The sequence below is a fragment of the Labilithrix sp. genome (assembly GCA_019637155.1).
Classification (GTDB): domain Bacteria; phylum Myxococcota_A; class Polyangia; order Polyangiales; family Polyangiaceae; genus Labilithrix.
On record JAHBWE010000003.1, the window covers coordinates 51775 to 67031 of the forward strand.

General features: G+C 68.2%; 15 protein-coding genes. 10 read left to right on the forward strand and 5 right to left on the reverse strand.

Annotation, left to right across the window (positions count from 1 at the left end; all coding sequences use genetic code 11):
* Nucleotides 1-19: 19 nt before the first annotated feature.
* The 5 genes from KF837_06570 (at nt 20) to KF837_06590 (ending at nt 4791) form a co-directional block, all read left to right on the forward strand.
* Nucleotides 20-910: a hypothetical protein gene (locus KF837_06570; GenBank protein MBX3226956.1), complete on the forward strand. Its 891-nt coding sequence runs from the start codon at nt 20-22 to the stop codon at nt 908-910.
* 27 nt (nt 911-937) lie between these two features.
* Nucleotides 938-1465, forward strand: a complete 528-nt coding sequence (locus tag KF837_06575) for a hypothetical protein (protein ID MBX3226957.1) — start codon at nt 938-940, stop codon at nt 1463-1465.
* Between the two features lie 630 nt (nt 1466-2095).
* Nucleotides 2096-2731 (forward strand): class I SAM-dependent methyltransferase, encoded by a 636-nt coding sequence (locus tag KF837_06580; GenBank protein ID MBX3226958.1) that lies wholly within the window; start codon nt 2096-2098, stop codon nt 2729-2731.
* A gap of 17 nt (nt 2732-2748) precedes the next feature.
* Nucleotides 2749-3348: a metallophosphoesterase family protein gene (locus KF837_06585; protein MBX3226959.1), complete on the forward strand. Its 600-nt coding sequence runs from the start codon at nt 2749-2751 to the stop codon at nt 3346-3348.
* A 453-nt stretch (nt 3349-3801) separates the two neighbouring features.
* Nucleotides 3802-4791 (forward strand): hypothetical protein, encoded by a 990-nt coding sequence (locus KF837_06590; protein MBX3226960.1) that lies wholly within the window; start codon nt 3802-3804, stop codon nt 4789-4791.
* A gap of 114 nt (nt 4792-4905) precedes the next feature.
* Here KF837_06590 and KF837_06595 read toward each other — a convergent pair whose 3' ends face one another.
* Nucleotides 4906-6291 carry a hypothetical protein gene (locus KF837_06595; GenBank protein MBX3226961.1) on the reverse strand — a complete coding sequence of 462 codons (1386 nt, stop codon included), beginning with the start codon at nt 6289-6291 and terminating at the stop codon, nt 4906-4908.
* Nucleotides 6292-6912: 621 nt separating this feature from the next.
* On the opposite strand from KF837_06595, the gene KF837_06600 reads away from it, so the two are divergent.
* Nucleotides 6913-7323: a TraR/DksA C4-type zinc finger protein gene (locus tag KF837_06600; protein MBX3226962.1), complete on the forward strand. Its 411-nt coding sequence runs from the start codon at nt 6913-6915 to the stop codon at nt 7321-7323.
* Between the two features lie 79 nt (nt 7324-7402).
* Here KF837_06600 and zigA read toward each other — a convergent pair whose 3' ends face one another.
* A complete protein-coding gene (gene zigA / locus KF837_06605; protein ID MBX3226963.1) occupies nt 7403-8653 on the reverse strand; it encodes a zinc metallochaperone GTPase ZigA in 1251 nt (416 codons plus the stop codon).
* Between the two features lie 297 nt (nt 8654-8950).
* Between zigA and KF837_06610 the strand changes: the two genes are divergently transcribed.
* The 3 genes from KF837_06610 (at nt 8951) to KF837_06620 (ending at nt 12202) form a co-directional block, all read left to right on the forward strand.
* Nucleotides 8951-9496, forward strand: a complete 546-nt coding sequence (locus tag KF837_06610; protein MBX3226964.1) for a hypothetical protein — start codon at nt 8951-8953, stop codon at nt 9494-9496.
* Nucleotides 9480-10433: a hypothetical protein gene (locus KF837_06615; GenBank protein ID MBX3226965.1), complete on the forward strand. Its 954-nt coding sequence runs from the start codon at nt 9480-9482 to the stop codon at nt 10431-10433. Before KF837_06610 ends, KF837_06615 begins: the two co-directional genes overlap by 17 nt.
* Nucleotides 10434-11164: 731 nt before the next feature.
* On the forward strand, nt 11165-12202 hold the full coding sequence (locus tag KF837_06620; protein MBX3226966.1) for a hypothetical protein: 1038 nt from the start codon (nt 11165-11167) through the stop codon (nt 12200-12202).
* 41 nt (nt 12203-12243) lie between these two features.
* On the opposite strand, the gene KF837_06625 is transcribed toward KF837_06620, so the two are convergent.
* Genes KF837_06625 through KF837_06635 form a run of 3 tightly spaced genes read right to left on the reverse strand, consistent with a single transcriptional unit; the run spans nt 12244 to nt 14497 of the window.
* Complete coding sequence (locus tag KF837_06625; GenBank protein MBX3226967.1) at nt 12244-13092, reverse strand: MBL fold metallo-hydrolase; 849 nt, start codon at nt 13090-13092, stop codon at nt 12244-12246.
* On the reverse strand, nt 13089-14105 hold the full coding sequence (locus tag KF837_06630; GenBank protein MBX3226968.1) for a GTP-binding protein: 1017 nt from the start codon (nt 14103-14105) through the stop codon (nt 13089-13091). The genes KF837_06625 and KF837_06630 overlap by 4 nt, the downstream gene beginning before the upstream one ends.
* On the reverse strand, nt 14102-14497 hold the full coding sequence (locus KF837_06635) for a hypothetical protein (protein ID MBX3226969.1): 396 nt from the start codon (nt 14495-14497) through the stop codon (nt 14102-14104). The genes KF837_06630 and KF837_06635 overlap by 4 nt, the downstream gene beginning before the upstream one ends.
* Nucleotides 14498-14704: 207 nt before the next feature.
* On the opposite strand from KF837_06635, the gene KF837_06640 reads away from it, so the two are divergent.
* Nucleotides 14705-15172, forward strand: a complete 468-nt coding sequence (locus KF837_06640; protein MBX3226970.1) for a transcriptional repressor — start codon at nt 14705-14707, stop codon at nt 15170-15172.
* The last annotated feature ends 85 nt before the right edge of the window (nt 15173-15257 follow it).

Consider the following 15257-nt stretch of genomic DNA (forward strand, 5'->3'; position numbering starts at 1 on the left):
ACTATGAAGCGAGGCACGCATGGGTCGTCGCGCGCTCCTCCTCGTCGTCGCGTTCCTCGTCGCCGCGTGCTCGGGCGAGAGCGGAGGCTCCGGCTCGGTGTCGGTCCGCGTGAGCGGCGAGGGCGCGGCGAAGGGCGGGTACCCGTACGTCAAGGACGGCGTCGAAATCCGCTTCGTCGACGGCTGGTCGGTGCGGTTCTCGAAGTACCTCGTGAGCGTCGGCCAGCTGCGCCTCGCCGGCGCGGACGACGCGGTCGCGTTCGACTCGAACGACGTGTTCGTCGTCGATCTGCACCAGGGCGATCCGGTCATCTTCACCGCCTCGGGCCTCGACGCGCGGAGGTGGGAGCGGCTCTCGTTCCGCGTGATCGCGCCGCCGGCGGAGGCGAAGCCGATCGGCGCCGTCGCGGCGGACGACCTCGCGCGGATGCAGCGAGAGGGCCTCAACTACTGGCTCGAAGGCGTCGCCGAGAAGGAGGGCCGCGCGGTGGCGTTCGCGTGGGGCCTCGCGAACCCCACCCGCGCGACGAACTGCTCGAACGGCGTCGACGGGACGGAGGGCATCGTCGTCCGCAACAACGCGACGGCGGAGGCGGAGATCACGTTCCACCTGGACCACCTCTTCTGGGACACGCTCGGGACCGAGATCGCGAAGCTGCGGTTCGACGCGATCGCCGCCGCGGCGGGGGAGGACGGCGTGGTTCGCTTCGACGATCTCACGAAGCAGGCGCTCTCCGACCTCCGCGACGGCGCCGGCGAGCCGCTCCGCGACGGCGCGGGCGCGCGCCTCGTCTACAACCCCGGGAGCGTCCCCCTCGCCGACCAGACGCTCCGCGCCTTCATGCTCGCCGCGTCCGCGGGGCAGGCGCACCTGAACGGCCTCGGGCTCTGCACCATCACTCGTCTCTGATTTTTGCGACGGCGAAGGAGAAGCACCATGCGATGGACACCCGTGTTCGCCACGTTCGCGCTCGCGGTCGCGTGCGGAAGCAGCGACGATGAGGCGCCGCCCCCGGTCGTCCGCGGACCGATCGCGCTCGGCGCCCCCGCCGCGGCGTGCGCCGTCGGCGACGACACGGTCGACCTCGAGAAGCACGCCTGCCTGCACGCGCGGAGCGGCCCCTTCGCCTCCGCGACCGCGGGCGCGGAGGACGACGCGCCGTCCGTGTCGAAGACGCACACCGCGTACGACGTGACGATGGGCGCCTCGCCCTCCTGGGTCGCGTACCGACCGAAGGGCGCGAAGACGTATGCGTTCTACACGAAGCCGCAGGTCCGCATCGCGGTGCGCGGAGGCAGCGGGAGCCAGCTCGCGACGTCGTGCGAGGGCCCCACCACCGGCGCGTGCGACCTCCTCCCCTACGCCACGCAGGTCCGCCTTGCCGCGAACGAGGACGTGCACGTCGCGCTGTACCCCGCGGAGGGGATCACGTCGGCGATGCTGGTGATCGAGGACGTGGATTAGGCGACGCCGGCCTCTCAGCGGCAGACGAAGTTCGCGCGATCGCCGTTGTCGTCGACGCAGTCGACCTCGAATGCGCGGCAGTCTCTCTGGAACGGCGGCATGTAGAGCTCTCGACCCACGCCGCCGCATTGGCAGACGCAGTGATCCTCGCGCGCGTGAGGAACGTTGACCCGTGCTTGGACCGTCGAGCGCGAGTCGCTCCACTGACTAGCGCACGATGTGCGCGCTCGGGTCGCCGTTCGGCGCGTGATTCAAGGTGGCCGCCGATGAGCTCGGCGAGCGCGCGCGGGACGACATGCGACGTGACGATTCCCACGATCGTCACGACCACGAGCCGTCGAGGACCTCGAGGCGAGCTCGTCGAAACACCATCGTGCATGCGATTCATTTGCAACATGATTGCTAAATGTTAAGCCGTGCTCATGGCACCGCAACGCCTTCCCGTCCCCGGATCCCTTCCCCACGTGGATGGAGGTGCAGCGTGAGCGGCGGCGACCTGTCCAAGGCCTGGGATCGCCACGCCCGGACCTACGCTCGTCTCGGCGCGCCGTTCACCGGGTACATCGCGCAGTCGTTGTTTCACACGGTGGCGGGGCGCCTGCCGAACGCCGCTCGCGTTCTCGAGATCGCGTGTGGGTCGTCGCGACGGACTTCTCCTCCGAGATGGTGGAGCTCGCGAGGAGGAACCTCAGCGTCCTCGGCGCCGGCGACATCGTTCGATGCGAGGTTCGGGACGGACAGGCGCTCGGCCTCGCGACGGCGAGCTTCGACGCCGTCTTCTCGGCGTTCGGCATCTTCCTCTTTCCCGATCGACATGCCGGATGGCGTGAGGCTGCGCGCGTGCTTCGTCCCGGCGGGCTCCTCGCGGCCGCGGTGTGGCGCGGACCGGACGACAACGCCCTCTTGCGCCTTCAGATGGATCCCGTGATGGCGTCGCTGCCGGAGCGCGTGCGAGCGTCGCTCCCCCGTCCGAGCTGGCTCGACATTGCCTCGCAGGAGGGGCTGGTCGAAGAGGTCTCCGCGGCCGGGTTCGTCGATCCCGAGGTGAACGTCTTCGACGCGGTCCTGACAGCGCCGACCCCGCGCGCGATGTGGAGCATGATGCGCGAGAACCCGCTCTCCGGCCCGCTCTTCGCGGCTTGCTCGGAAGCGGAGCTCGCTGCGGTCGAGGAGGCGGTGCTCTCGCGCTTCGAGGCGCTCTCCGGCGGCGCCGACAGACCGGTCCGCTTCGACGCTTCGTGCCACTTCCTCGTCGCGCGCCGCTGAGGACGTCGAGCGTGAGTATGACGACGTCGAGCACGGCGCACGCGTTCGCGACGCCGCCCGCGCAGGCGCGGCGGCTCGGCATCATCTCGTGCATCCACGGCAACCTCGAGGCGCTCGAGAGCGTCCTGGCCGACCTCCGCGCACGCGACGTCGACAGCCTCCTTTGCCTGGGCGATCTCGTCGGCTACGGACCGTTTCCCGACGAGAGCACATCGAGGATCCGCGAGCTCGGCGTCCCTACGGTGCTCGGCTGCTGGGACGAAGGGATCGCGGAGGAGAACGAGAACTGCGGCTGCACCTTCGTCACGCAAGAAGAAGGACAGCTCGGCGCGATGGCGTTCCTGTGGACGACGCTTCATGTCTCGGAAGAGACCAAGAGCTACCTCGGGACGCTGCCGATGAGCCTGGCTTTCGACCTCCCTTGTGGTCGCCTCGTCGCCGTTCACGGTAGCCCTGCGAGCACGTCCGAGTACCTGATGGAGTCGACGCACGAGCTCGTGCTCTTCGAGCGGGCGGCGAGCGCGGGCGGCGACCTCCTGGTGTGCGGACACACGCACGTGCCGTACGTGAAGCACCTCGCCGGAGCTCTCGCCGAAGACCGTCATCAACGCCGGTAGCGTCGGTGAACCTCGCCACGGCGGCCTCGCCGCGACCTACGCCATCGTCGACACGCAGTCGGGCGACGTCGAGCTGTGCGAGGTGCCCTACGACGTCGAAAAGACGGTGCACGCCATGAGGGCTCGCGAGGTGCCGGAGACGTTCGCCGAGCGCCTCCTTCGCGGTCAGGAGCTGACCGGCAAGCAGAAGGAAGTCTTCTGTGCGTGCTGACGCGCCTACGAGCGTCGTGCTCGTAGGGCTCGAGTCGGTAGGCAAATCGGCGCTCTTCCGCGGCCTCACGGGGAGCCGGGCGGGCGATGAAGCGAACTTTCGGGGCTCGACCGTGACGTGCCGTCGCTGTCACTTGAGCGAGTGCAACTCGCGAGCTCGTCGACACGCCGGGGATCCGCGTCGAGGGCGACAGCGCCTCGACGGCGCTCGCGCTCGCCACGCTCCGCGAGGCGGACACGGTGATGCTCGTCCTACGAGCGCCGTACCTGACGAGCGAGGCTCGGACGTTGCTCAGGTCGCTCCGCTTCGAGGTGCGACGGCTCGCGATCATCGTCACGTTCGCGGACAAGGTCTCGTCGGATCTCGGGCGAGCCACGCATGCGCTCGAGACCCGCCTCGGCGTCCCCGTCGTCACGATCGACGCGCGGGAGCTGACCGCCGCACACCGCTCCGCGATCCTCGACGCGATCCGGACGGCACGACCGCTCGCGTCGAGAGACCTCGATGCGTCGCCTCTCGTCCAGCTCCGCGCTCGTCCGCCAGCTCGAACACTCTTCGAGCACCCAACGCTGGGTCCGCTGGTCGCCGTCGTCGCCATGACCGCGCTCCTGGCGGTTCCCGTTGCGTGCGCGTTCCATCTTTCATCCTGGCTCCAGCCATACGCCGACGCCGCCGTCATCGGACCCATCACGCAAGCGCTCGAGGGCCTATGGCCGCCGCTCGCCGCTATCTTGATAGGTCCGTACGGGCTCTTGACGCTCGGCTCCTACTCCTTCCTCTGGGCGTTCCCGGTCGTTTTGCTGCTCGGGATTGCGAGCAGCCTCGCGGAGGAGACCGGGCTGCACGATCGGATCACGGCCGCGCTCGATCCCTGGCTTCGTCACGTCGGCCTCTCCGGTCGCGCCGGCGCGATGGCGCCGCTCTCCCGGATACTCGGCGCGGTCTTCGGCTTCTTTCATCTCCCCGAGGAGACGTCGCTCGCGGTGGTCTTCAGCGTCCTTCGGAAGGACGGGATGCTGCTCCTGAACACCTCGAACGGCTCGCTCTTGCGTTCGCTCTCCGGTGGACAGGTCTTCGGCGCCGTCTACCTCGCGAGCACCTTGACGCCCTGCCTGGTCACGCTCGCCGCCGTGCGTCGAGAGCTCGGCTGGGCTGCGGCGGGAAACGTCGCGGGACGGCAAGCGCTCACGAGCGTCATCAGCACGTGGATCCTCAGCCAGCTCGCGTGGTGACGCCCCCGACCACGATCGAAAGCCTCGCCGATAGGATCGAAAGTCACGCTCTCCCGGACGATGTCATGGCGATGGGCCAGCTCCGGAGCCGCTCAGGGCATCGTAGGCCAGCGGTCACGGCTGATCTGTCCAGTGCATCGTCAGCTGGCACATCTCGTCGCGTGAGGTCGGGCCGGAACGGACGTCCTGCGGCGGATGATTGAACTGCCGCGGGTTCCCATCGGTGTTGTCGTACTCGCAGAGCCACTTGATCGAAGAGCCCGCGGGCAGATCGATCGGTTGGTTCAAAAAGTAGGCATTCTGATGCTCGAAATCCCACTGCAGATCGGCGAGGCACGCGTTCTTCGGCTGGCCCGGGCGCTCAATCTCGAGGTGAAAGAAGGTCCCGAGCTGATGCATGTGCGGGGTGATGCCGTGCAGGGTGACCGGACGATCGAACGTGTGCTTCCACTCGGCCTGCGAGCTCGAGACGTTCGCGGGGACGTCGAAGCGCTCATTTCGCGTTACGAGTGACGTGAAGGGCTTCACCTCGTGGTCGCTGAAGTGGATTCCCCAGCGGCTTCGATCGTTGATCGCGAATTCGTTCACGCGGTCGCCTGCGTAGTGAATTTCGAAGACGATCGTCGCGCCCTTCGGCAACCGGTAGCCGTAGCCCTTCGGGATGGCCGGCGGGTCGGCACCCGGGACCCACATACCGATGAGAAGCGGCGTCTCGGGGAAGTCCCATTCCCCTTCGAACCCCGGACCGGCGATGTTCGGCGCCGCGGCCTGGTAGCGCTGCTCTTGCTCGAGGCTCTTCCCGGTCGGATCGATCCAGATCTCCATGTGGTGGACAATCGGGAACGACCCCGCTTTCCCGGCCCAGCTCCCATTGTCCGGAATCGCCTCGACGGCGGTAATGAACCGGTCCGTCTCGTAATTCGTTTTGTAGGGGAAACGGCGGAAGATATCGCGCGGCACCCGGGGCGGGATGACGAAACCGTCCGGAGTATTCTGGAGATCCCAATCAGGAGTGCCCGTGATCCATTCGCCCGGCTGCGGATCGCGCCAATCGATCGGAGGCGGAAGGTCGGCCGGGTCGCCCTCGGGCGCCCCGCTATCGGCCCAGCTTACGAAGACTCCGATCTCCTCCGCGGTGAGACGCCGCGCGCCCGAGAACGTGTCGGCGTTCGAACAACCTGTGTCGAGGCGAATCGACCGAGCCTCCGGCATGCGACCGGAGACGACGGCTGATTTGACGATGTTGCGAAACGCCTTGACCGTCGCGTAGTCGTCGAGGGCAAACGAGGCGAACCCGCCCTCGTGGTGACAAGCCTGGCAATGCTGCTGGAGGAGCGGCATCACGTGCTTGTTGAACGTGACGATTTGTCCCGCCGCGTTCGTCGCACCGTTCGCCTGCGCGGCCGCTCCGTTCGAATCGTCCGGCGCCGCCGAGCACGCCGCGACCACCGCTGCGGCGACCGTCGAGAACGCGAGCGCAAAGAAGGATCGAAACATCATGTCGAATCTCCAGTCGCGCCTGCCGACGCGGACAGCCGGGACGCTTTGGCAAGCGAGATGCCATGGCGACGGCGCGAAGGTACGAAGGCACGAAGGCACGAAGGCGAAGTGGGGGCCGTCGTCGTCGACGCGGTGACGCTGCGGAAGGGCCCGGCGGAGCTGTGGAGACACGCGTGCTCGACCGCGTGCCCGCCGAGCTCGTTGCACGAGCCGAGGACAAGGGCGGAAGAGGCGAAGCGAGTCATCGGCGAGTCTCTTGGGACGGGACGACGTCGCACGGTGTAGCACCGGCAGAACGCTCGGCAACATTATATGCATTACAGTTGCAATTAACACCGCCTCGAGAACAGCGACGTTTCGGCGATGAGCAGGATGGCGCACGAAGCATACAGTTTCTAATACATCACACTTGCATTAATGATGCGTGCACACTACCGTCGAGTGCAGTCTGAACGCGTCCGCCGAAGCGCTGGGCGGCATCTCGACTCTCAGGGTTCGAAGATGATCGGCTCTCGCTTCGCGTTGTAGATGTCGGCGTTGTTCTCGTCGCTGCTGTCGCCGTTGGTGGCGAAGTACAGAATGCACTGATCGGCCGTCAGGAGCGACCACGAAGGAGACCCGATGATGGCACGTGCTCGCAGCGCGAAGGAGAACGAGAAACGCGACCTCTCGGCGCATGACAAGAAGCACCTCAAGCAGAGGCTCGAGGAGGAGCGCCGCAGCGTCGTTGGCCGTCTCCGCGCCCATCTCGGTGAGGCCACCGAGGACACCCATCCTCTCGCCGACGAGATGGACTTGGCGACTCGCCATCAAGATCAAGCGTACTTGCTCCGCCTCGCGGAGAAGGAGCGCAAGCTGCTCATCGAGATCAACCACGCCCTCGCGAAGTTCGATGGTGACTCGTACGGCGCCTGCGAAGGCACCGGCGAGCCCATCGGGCTCAGGCGGCTCGAGGCCCGACCGTGGACTCGCTTCAGCATCGCGTACAAGGAACAGCTCGAGCGAGAGCGTGCTGCCAAGCGTGAACGGTGACGAACGAACCTCGCGCCGACGTGCCTCCCCCGTCACCACGTGGAGCTCGAGCCTCGGGCGATGCCTTCGATGTCGGCGGTCACGCGACCATCGACGGCTCGCCCACGCTCGGGCCCCACGAGGCGAAGGGATCGGGGAGAGCGCGCCACTGCGAAGGCCCGAGCTTCATCTCGGCGTCGGTGAGCAGGCATCGCTCGAGACCGGCTCGAAGGGACGCCTCGTCCATCCGGATCCCGATGAGCACGAGCTCCTGCCGTCGGTCCCCGAAGGGCTCCTGCCAGATGCTCTGGATCTCGCGCCGGCGCTCCTCCTCCGTCGGCCAATGCGCTCGAGGAACGCCCGCCCACCAGAAGCCGGCGCGTGACGTGCGGCACACCGGCCCCGCCTGCGACCACACACCGACGTCGTTCATGCGCGTGGCGAGCCAGAAGAACCCCTTCGAGCGGAGGACCCCCGGCCACTCGCTCGCAAAGAACGCCGACAGGCGCGCGGGATGGAAGGGCCTCCGCGCGCGGTAAACGAAGCTCGCGATCCCGTACTCCTCCGTCTCGGGCGTATGAACACCGGCGAGCTCCTTCGCCCACCCGGCGTAGGTCGAGGCCTTCGCGTCGTCGAACAGGCCCGTGCCGAGGACGTGCTTCAGCGCGAGCCGGCCGAAGGGCGCGCGGACGATCCGGGCGTCCGGGTTGAGGTGGTGCACGATCCCTTCGAGGCGCTCCACGTCCTCGTCGGTCACGAGGTCCACCTTCGTCAGCACGATCACGTTCGCGAACTCGACCTGCTCGACCAGCAGATCGGCGATCGTCCGCTCGTCGGCGGGGCCGAGCGCGATGCCGCGGGCGCGCAGGTCCTCCGTCGAGCTGTACTCGCGCAGGAAGCCTTGAACGTCGACCACGGTCACCATCGTGTCGAGGCGCGCCACGTCGGAGAGGCTGAAGCCTTTCTCGTCCCGGAACGAGAACGTCGCCGCGACGGGCATCGGCTCGGAGATCCCCGTCGACTCGACGAGGAGAGCGTCGAACCGTCCCTCCTTCGCCAGGCGCGTGACCTCGTCGAGGAGATCCTCGCGGAGCGTGCAGCAGATGCAGCCGTTCGACATCTCGACGAGCTTCTCTTCCATCCGGTCGAGGGACGCTCCGCCGGTCTTCACGAGCTGGGCGTCGATGTTGACCTCGCTCATGTCGTTCACGATGACCGCGACGCGACGCCCCTCGCGGTTGGCGAGGACATGATTCAGCAACGTCGTCTTGCCCGCGCCGAGGAAGCCGGAGAGGACCGTCACCGGGAGCTTCGTGGGGGCCACCGCATCGCCCTCGCGTTCGTCGTTCATTTCGAGACCTCCAGATCGCACCGAGCCCTCATAATCGCAATCATGTTGCAATACAATATCAAGTACACATACGTGCGAAGGGAAGCACCTGGGGGCACGTGCAGGCCTTCGTCCGAGAGCGAATCCATTTATTTGCAACTTGTATGCATTTAATCTTGCGGCCGCCCCGGCGCCTGCTACAGCGTGGGCAGACATCCCACCCGGAGAACTTGCCAGATGATTCGCTTCGCCACGTCCGCCGCTGCGCTCGCCTGCTTCGCCTTCCTCGCTGCCTGCTCGGCGGCTCCCTCCGAACCGGTGGAGACGACGTCTGCGCAGATCGGCTCGTGCAAGGAGATCGACGAGCACCAGGTCGAGCACGCGTGCCTCCACAGCTTCGCCGGCCCGTTCCGGAACGTGACCGCGTCGACGGCGTCGCCGCCGGACGTCTCGCACGAGCACACGGCGTACCGCGTGACGCTCCCGGCGGTTTCGAGCCCCGATACCGATGCCGATGCCGATGCCGCCGCGCCGTCCGCTCCGACGTACGCTGGATCGGTCAGCTTCGTGCCGGAGGAGGACGGTGAGTACGCGATCTACACGTCCTCGCCGGCCGCCGAGCTCTCGGCGTCGGACGAGCACGGAAAGAGCGTCTCGTTCGAGTGCACGACGGAGGTGCCGGAGGATCTCTGCAGCGGCCTCCGTCTGCTTCGCGTCGCCGACTTCGAGCACGAGAGCCCGGTCACCCTCACGTTCGAGTCGTCCGAGCCCGGTGTGTTGCTCTTGATCGAGCACCTCGGCCGCGGCCACGGACACGGTCACGACGGCGACGACAACAACGACAATCATGAGCGCGCGCACTGAGCGCGCGTGCGTGGCGCTGCTCCTGGCGCTGACCGCGTGCCAGACGAAGCGGATCGTCCAGGTCATCCCCGACGAGCAGCCGCCTCCGGCCGCCGCCGAGGATGACGACGACGATGACGCGAGCGGCGGGACGACACGCCTCCCCGACGACGCGCCGCCGCCGCTCGATCCGAGCGTCCCGCAAGCGCGCATCGTGGACTCGTCGCCGAAGGTCGGCGCGAAGGACTTCTACCCCGTCGAGGTGTACGACCGCGGCGGTGACGAAGGTGTCGGCGAGCGTAGAGTGCTGCGCTTCACCTTCGATCGCGCGATGGAGACGTCGCGCAAGAAGGTGGGGCTCCGGCCCGGAGATCGCGCGCTCGACGGCGCGTGGTCTCCCGACGCGAAGAGCTTCGAGCTCACGCTCCTCGGCACCGACGACGCGTCTCCGCTCGAGGCCGAGACCGAATACGAGCTCGATCTCGCGGAGCTCCGCAGCGACGCCGACGAGCCGGTCGGGACGCCGCGCGTTCGCTTCACCACCTCGAAGCGAGACAGCCTCATCGAGCACGCGTGCATCCACACGCTCTTCGGTCCGTTCGAGTCGGTCACCGCGGCCGCGCCCCAGAGCACGCTCACGTCCGCCCCGCTCGCGAGCGCGACGCACAAACAATATTCGATCGCGCTCCCCGGAGCAGGCACGGCCTACGCCGGTGACCTGCGGCTCGCCTTCAGCGGAACGGGGACGAAGCGGTACCTGCTCCTCGCGAACGGCGAGCTCGACGTCGCGGTCTCCGACGCCGATGGCGCGACCGTCGCGGTCACGCCCTCCCCCACCGTCGACGCGTGCCCCGGCATCCAGCACGGTTTCGGCGTCGAGCTCACCCGCGGCAAGACGTACCGACTCGCTCTATCGAGCAAGCGCGCCGACGTGAAAGCGATGTGGGAAGCTCCTTGACGCCGTCCGCTCCGCGGCGCTCGTAAGGCTCCGCCATCGAGACGACGCTCCGTCGTTCCGTGATGCGTGCCAGAACGTTCGCACATCGGGAATCGAGACGACGAGCCGAAATCGCCCAAACGCTCCGCGGATACGGTTGCTCTCGCGATCACGCAAGCGGGCGCGCGACGGAGGCTCGTAGCACTGCCGCGCGAAGCTGAGAGCTCGCCAACGATCCGGCGTCGCGTCGACGACGTCGCGCGCGACGGGAGATCGTGCATCGAAGCGCCGGCCAGCAGACGAAGGCGCGTGACGTCCAAGTCGACGACCTCCACCCGTCGTCGCGCCCGCGGGCAGATACCTCGTCGACGCCGTTCCGCGCCCTTGCGACGCCGCGTGCACGTACCGACGTTCGTTCCGCGCTGCGCACGACCGTGTAGCCGCGATCGACGTGCGGAGCGGCCGCGTCGGTGATGAAGAACGTTCCCTCGAACGACACCTCGATCTTCGCGCCCCTGACAGCTCGCCGTTCGCCGCAACGCCCTCGTCACGCACGATCGCAGAAGGGCCCGTCGATCGCGGCGGAGCAACCTTGTCGCCCTCGCAAGGAAAGCGCGCCCACACCCGCCGCCCCATCTATACATGCAACCTGATTGCTAATTAGTGCATCTGCCCGCTCGCAAACCGACGCACACACTTAAAAGCAACTCAATTGCATTGCCGACGCGTCAGAATGTGGTAGCGCGTCCGACATGAAAGCTCTTGCTGCTGGTCTCCTGACGCTCGGATGTGGTGTTGCGGTCGTGGCGTGCGCCGCGCCGGAGGAGGCGTCGACCTCCCTCACCGCCATGGACTCCACTCGCGCGCCCGTCCCCGAAGGCGAGCTCGTCGCCGAAGACGACACCGTCGCGTGCGACGCCTGTTTCCCGATCGAGTCGCTGCCGGAGGCGACCCGGCGGACGGCGGACGCCCTCCTCCTCCGCGCCCTCGACACGGAGGCGCTCTACACGCTCCTCTCCGACATCAAGCCGATGAGCAGCGGCTTCGCCGGGCTGCGGTTCCCGGCGGCCGAGACGACGGTCCCGGCGCTCGAGACGCTCCGGGCGATCACGCAGACCTTCCAGTGCACGCCGCGGCTCAGCGGCGCCACTCAGGTGTTCGCGGCGACCTTCGACGGAATGAAGAGCGCCGAGGCGCTCTTGTTCCACGGTCCGAGGTTCGCGGCCACGGTCACCGAGCACACGAGCCCGTTCGAGGCGCTCGGCATCGGGGCCTCGATGCAGCCCATCGACGCGGTCGACATCGTCGATCGCGATCCGACGACGAAGCGCTTCCAGGCGTACGGGCACCTCTTCGGCTACCCGCAGCACGCGGTGGACTTCTTCGTCGCAGCGGCGGAGGGCGAAGACGCGACGGGGCAGTTCGTGGAGCGCGACTTCGTGCACGTCCCCACGTTCGCGAAGCCGACGGGGGCGTTCACGTACGCGGTCCCCAAGGGGCACCAGCCGATCGCGGCCGACCTCGCGCTGCGCGAGAAGGCGGCGCCCGTCCTCAACGCCTACAAGCACGCGCGCGCGGAGCACGTCCAGGGCAGCAGCGGCGCCGCGCGCTTGCTCCGCGCGCTCTTCGACGACGGCACCGGACGCTGCAAGCCGGAGAACGCCGCCCGCTTCGTGCAGGACCACGGCACCGCGCCGCCGCCCGCGCCCGTATGCGCCGGGCCGGGCGGACACTGCAGCGCCGACGCGGACTGCTGCTCCGGCGACTGCCACGGCGACCACTGCCACTGACCGCCACGCGCTCGGACCGCCGCGCGCTCGGGCCGCCGTGCTCAGCGTTTCGCGCCGCGAGGGCGTCCTGGGGAGAGCGCGATCGTCATCCCCTCTCGCGCGACGAACGCTCCCGACCATCGCCGCTTCGCTTCGCGGGCGACGCGATCCATGAAGGCGTCGTCGTGGTCGGGATCGTGGTGGAAGATGGCGAGCCGCTTGGCGCCCGCCGCGACGCAGAGGCGGACGCCTTCTTCCCACGTCGAGTGTCCCCATCCGCGATGGGACGCGAGCTCCTCGTCGGTGTACGTGCAGTCGTAGATCACGAGGTCGGCTCCCTCGATCAACGTGAGCACCGACGGGTCCAGACGGCCCGGCTCGTGCTCCGTGTCGGTCACGTAGGCGACCGACGCTCCCGCGTGCTCGACGCGGAACCCCGTCGCGCCGTCGGGGTGGACGAGCCGCGCGGTGCGGACGCGGCCCCCGCCCTCGAGCTCGAAGGACGCGCCGGCGGGGACGTCACGAAAGGAGAGCCGCGCGGGCATCTGCGCGAGGGACACCGGGAAGCTCGGCGGCGCGATCTGCGAGGCCAGGATCCCACAGACGCCGCCCGCGCGCTCCGACGCGTGGCCGGCGACGATCGTGATCTCGCTCGACGGATCGTACGCCGGCCCGAAGAACGGGAGCCCGCACGTGTGGTCCCAGTGCGTGTGGGAGAGGAGCAGGTGGATCCGCGCGACGCCGCGCCGAGCGAGCGACGCGCCGAGCGCGCGGAGGCCCGTCCCGGCGTCGAGGACGACGCTCGAAGATCCGATCTCGAGCTCGACGCAGCTCGTGTTGCCGCCGTAGCGCGCGTGCGTGCGCCCGGGACACGGAATGCTCCCGCGCACGCCCCAGAAGGTGACCCTCACCCGAGACCCGTGAGACCCGTGAGCGGACTCGCGCGCTTCACGAGGCGGCGGAGGCTCTCGCGGATCGCGTCGACCATCGCGCGCTCGAGCCCGCGCGTGATGCCGACGATCTTCGAGGCGCGCGGCTCGAACGGCCACCTCGGCAGCGACGTCACCGGGTAGACGACGTGCTGGACGGACTGGACGACGACCGGAAGTGGATCGTCGTCGACGTGGAGGATCCCTTTGACGCGGAGGAGGTGCTCGCCGTGCACCTGCGTCATCATCGACAGCCAGAGGGCGAGCGCGCGGTAGTCGAGCGGCCCTTCGACGAGCTCGGAGAAGGAGAAGACGTCCCTGCCGTGAGGCTCATGCTCGTGCGCGGCGGGATCTCCATCGACGACGATCGGATGCGCCGGCGCCTCGGCGAGGAGCGCCTCCGCGTGAACGACGCCGCGCCGCGCCCGGAACCTCGGCGCCAGCGGGTTGACGGCCGCGAGGCGCTGCTCGAGCCGGCTCGACACCTCCGCGCCGGCGAGATCGGTCTTCGTGACGAGGATGCGATCGGCCATCGCCACCTGCTTCACCGCCTCGGGCTGCGCCGACAGCGTTCGATCGCCCAGCGTCGCGTCGACGGTCGTCACGACGGCCGCGAGGTGGAAGCAGGAACGAAGGAGGCCGTTCCTCGCGATCGTGCCGACGATGGGCGTCGGATCGGCGAGGCCGGTCGTCTCGACGACGACGCGCGCGAAGCGGGGGATCTCGCCGCGCTCGGCCTTGACGTGAAGCTCGCAGAGGGCGCGCATGAGGTCGTTGCGGACGGAGCAACAGACACATCCGGAGGCGAGGACGACGAGGTCTTCGCGAACGCTCTTCACGAGCTCGTGATCGAGCGCGATCTCGCCGAGCTCGTTGATCAGGACCGCGGTGTCGCGCGCGGCGGGATCCGCGAGCAGGTGCTTCAACAGCGTCGTCTTCCCGCTCCCGAGGAACCCCGTGAGGATCGTCACCGGAACGGTCGGTGGCGCCGTCATGGTCCGACAGGATCGGCGCGCATCGGGCTGGATCGCGCGGGCAGCGAGCGCGCGCGATCGCGGCGGTGCCCGAGCCGGACGCGATGACCCCAGACCGCGCCGGCGACGAGGAGCGCGACGCCGAGCCACGACAGACCGGCGAGCCCGACGTCTTCGCCGAACGCGTGCACGACCAGGAAGACGGCGCAACCGCTCGTGGTGAGGAGCAGCGGCCCGTAGCGGCGCGTCACGCGGAGCTCACGGACGCCGAAGCCGAGCGAGAACGCGATGCAGCCGAGGAGCAGCCAGAGGTGCTGCGTCTCCGAGAGAGCGACGCCGATCCCGAGCGCCGAGAGGACCTTGGCGTAGGTCGCGATGCACCCCGGACACAAGGCACAGGCGAGGATCGGCACGAGCGTCGCCCACCAACCGCTCCGCGCGGACGGCGCCGGCCGATGGTGAGGGCACGAGCACGAGCTTCCGTGATGATGGCTGCCCATGGCGAACGACTAGAGCAGAGCCGCAACGCATTCGCAATCATATTGCATTTGACTGGCCGCTGCGCCGCCACACAGATCGTCTACTATTGCAACGTTGATGCTTTAGTGTAGGCTTGCCTCATGCGTCGTACGAGCCACGATTCGCGCAAGGCGGCGACTCCGAGTGTGAAGGAGCTCCAGGAGCTCCTTCGTGGCGTGGGGCTTCGGAGCACGACGCCGCGCATCGCGGTCCTCGAGTACTTCCACGCGCACGGCGGTCAGAACAGCCACGCCGAGATCTTCGAGGCGCTCGACGATCGCGGCTTCGATCGGGCGACCATCTACCGGGTGCTGATGGACCTCGCCGAGGCGAAGTTCCTCTCGCGCACCGACCTCGGCGATCACGTGTGGCGCTTCGAGCTGAGGAACGGCGTCGGCGGCGTGAAGCACACCGAGGAGCATCCGCACTTCGTCTGCGTCGACTGCGGGGAGGTGTCGTGTTTGCCGGGGATGTCCATTCGGCTCGAGGGAGCGACGAAGGCGCCGAAGTCGGTCACCACGAAGAAGGTGGAAGTCCAGCTCAAGGGCCGCTGCGACAACTGTACGTAGGCCGTCGGGCTCAGCTCTTGTCGAAGGTCAGGCCGATCCGGCGCTCGCCGGTGTGCTCGCCTGCGTTGCCGGCGAAGAGCTCCCA

What these genes read in the sequence shown, in the direction of transcription:
- KF837_06620 (MBX3226966.1), top strand. Translation starts at nt 11,165, where the DNA reads ATGAAAGCTCTTGCTGCTGGTCTCCTGACGCTCGGATGTGGTGTTGCG.
- zigA (MBX3226963.1), bottom strand. Translation starts at nt 8,653, where the DNA reads ATGAACGACGAACGCGAGGGCGATGCGGTGGCCCCCACGAAGCTCCCG.
- KF837_06640 (MBX3226970.1), top strand. Translation starts at nt 14,705, where the DNA reads ATGCGTCGTACGAGCCACGATTCGCGCAAGGCGGCGACTCCGAGTGTG.
- KF837_06570 (MBX3226956.1), top strand. Translation starts at nt 20, where the DNA reads ATGGGTCGTCGCGCGCTCCTCCTCGTCGTCGCGTTCCTCGTCGCCGCG.
- KF837_06615 (MBX3226965.1), top strand. Translation starts at nt 9,480, where the DNA reads ATGAGCGCGCGCACTGAGCGCGCGTGCGTGGCGCTGCTCCTGGCGCTG.
- KF837_06585 (MBX3226959.1), top strand. Translation starts at nt 2,749, where the DNA reads ATGACGACGTCGAGCACGGCGCACGCGTTCGCGACGCCGCCCGCGCAG.
- KF837_06600 (MBX3226962.1), top strand. Translation starts at nt 6,913, where the DNA reads ATGATGGCACGTGCTCGCAGCGCGAAGGAGAACGAGAAACGCGACCTC.
- KF837_06590 (MBX3226960.1), top strand. Translation starts at nt 3,802, where the DNA reads ATGCTCGTCCTACGAGCGCCGTACCTGACGAGCGAGGCTCGGACGTTG.
- KF837_06630 (MBX3226968.1), bottom strand. Translation starts at nt 14,105, where the DNA reads ATGACGGCGCCACCGACCGTTCCGGTGACGATCCTCACGGGGTTCCTC.
- KF837_06595 (MBX3226961.1), bottom strand. Translation starts at nt 6,291, where the DNA reads ATGATGTTTCGATCCTTCTTTGCGCTCGCGTTCTCGACGGTCGCCGCA.
- KF837_06575 (MBX3226957.1), top strand. Translation starts at nt 938, where the DNA reads ATGCGATGGACACCCGTGTTCGCCACGTTCGCGCTCGCGGTCGCGTGC.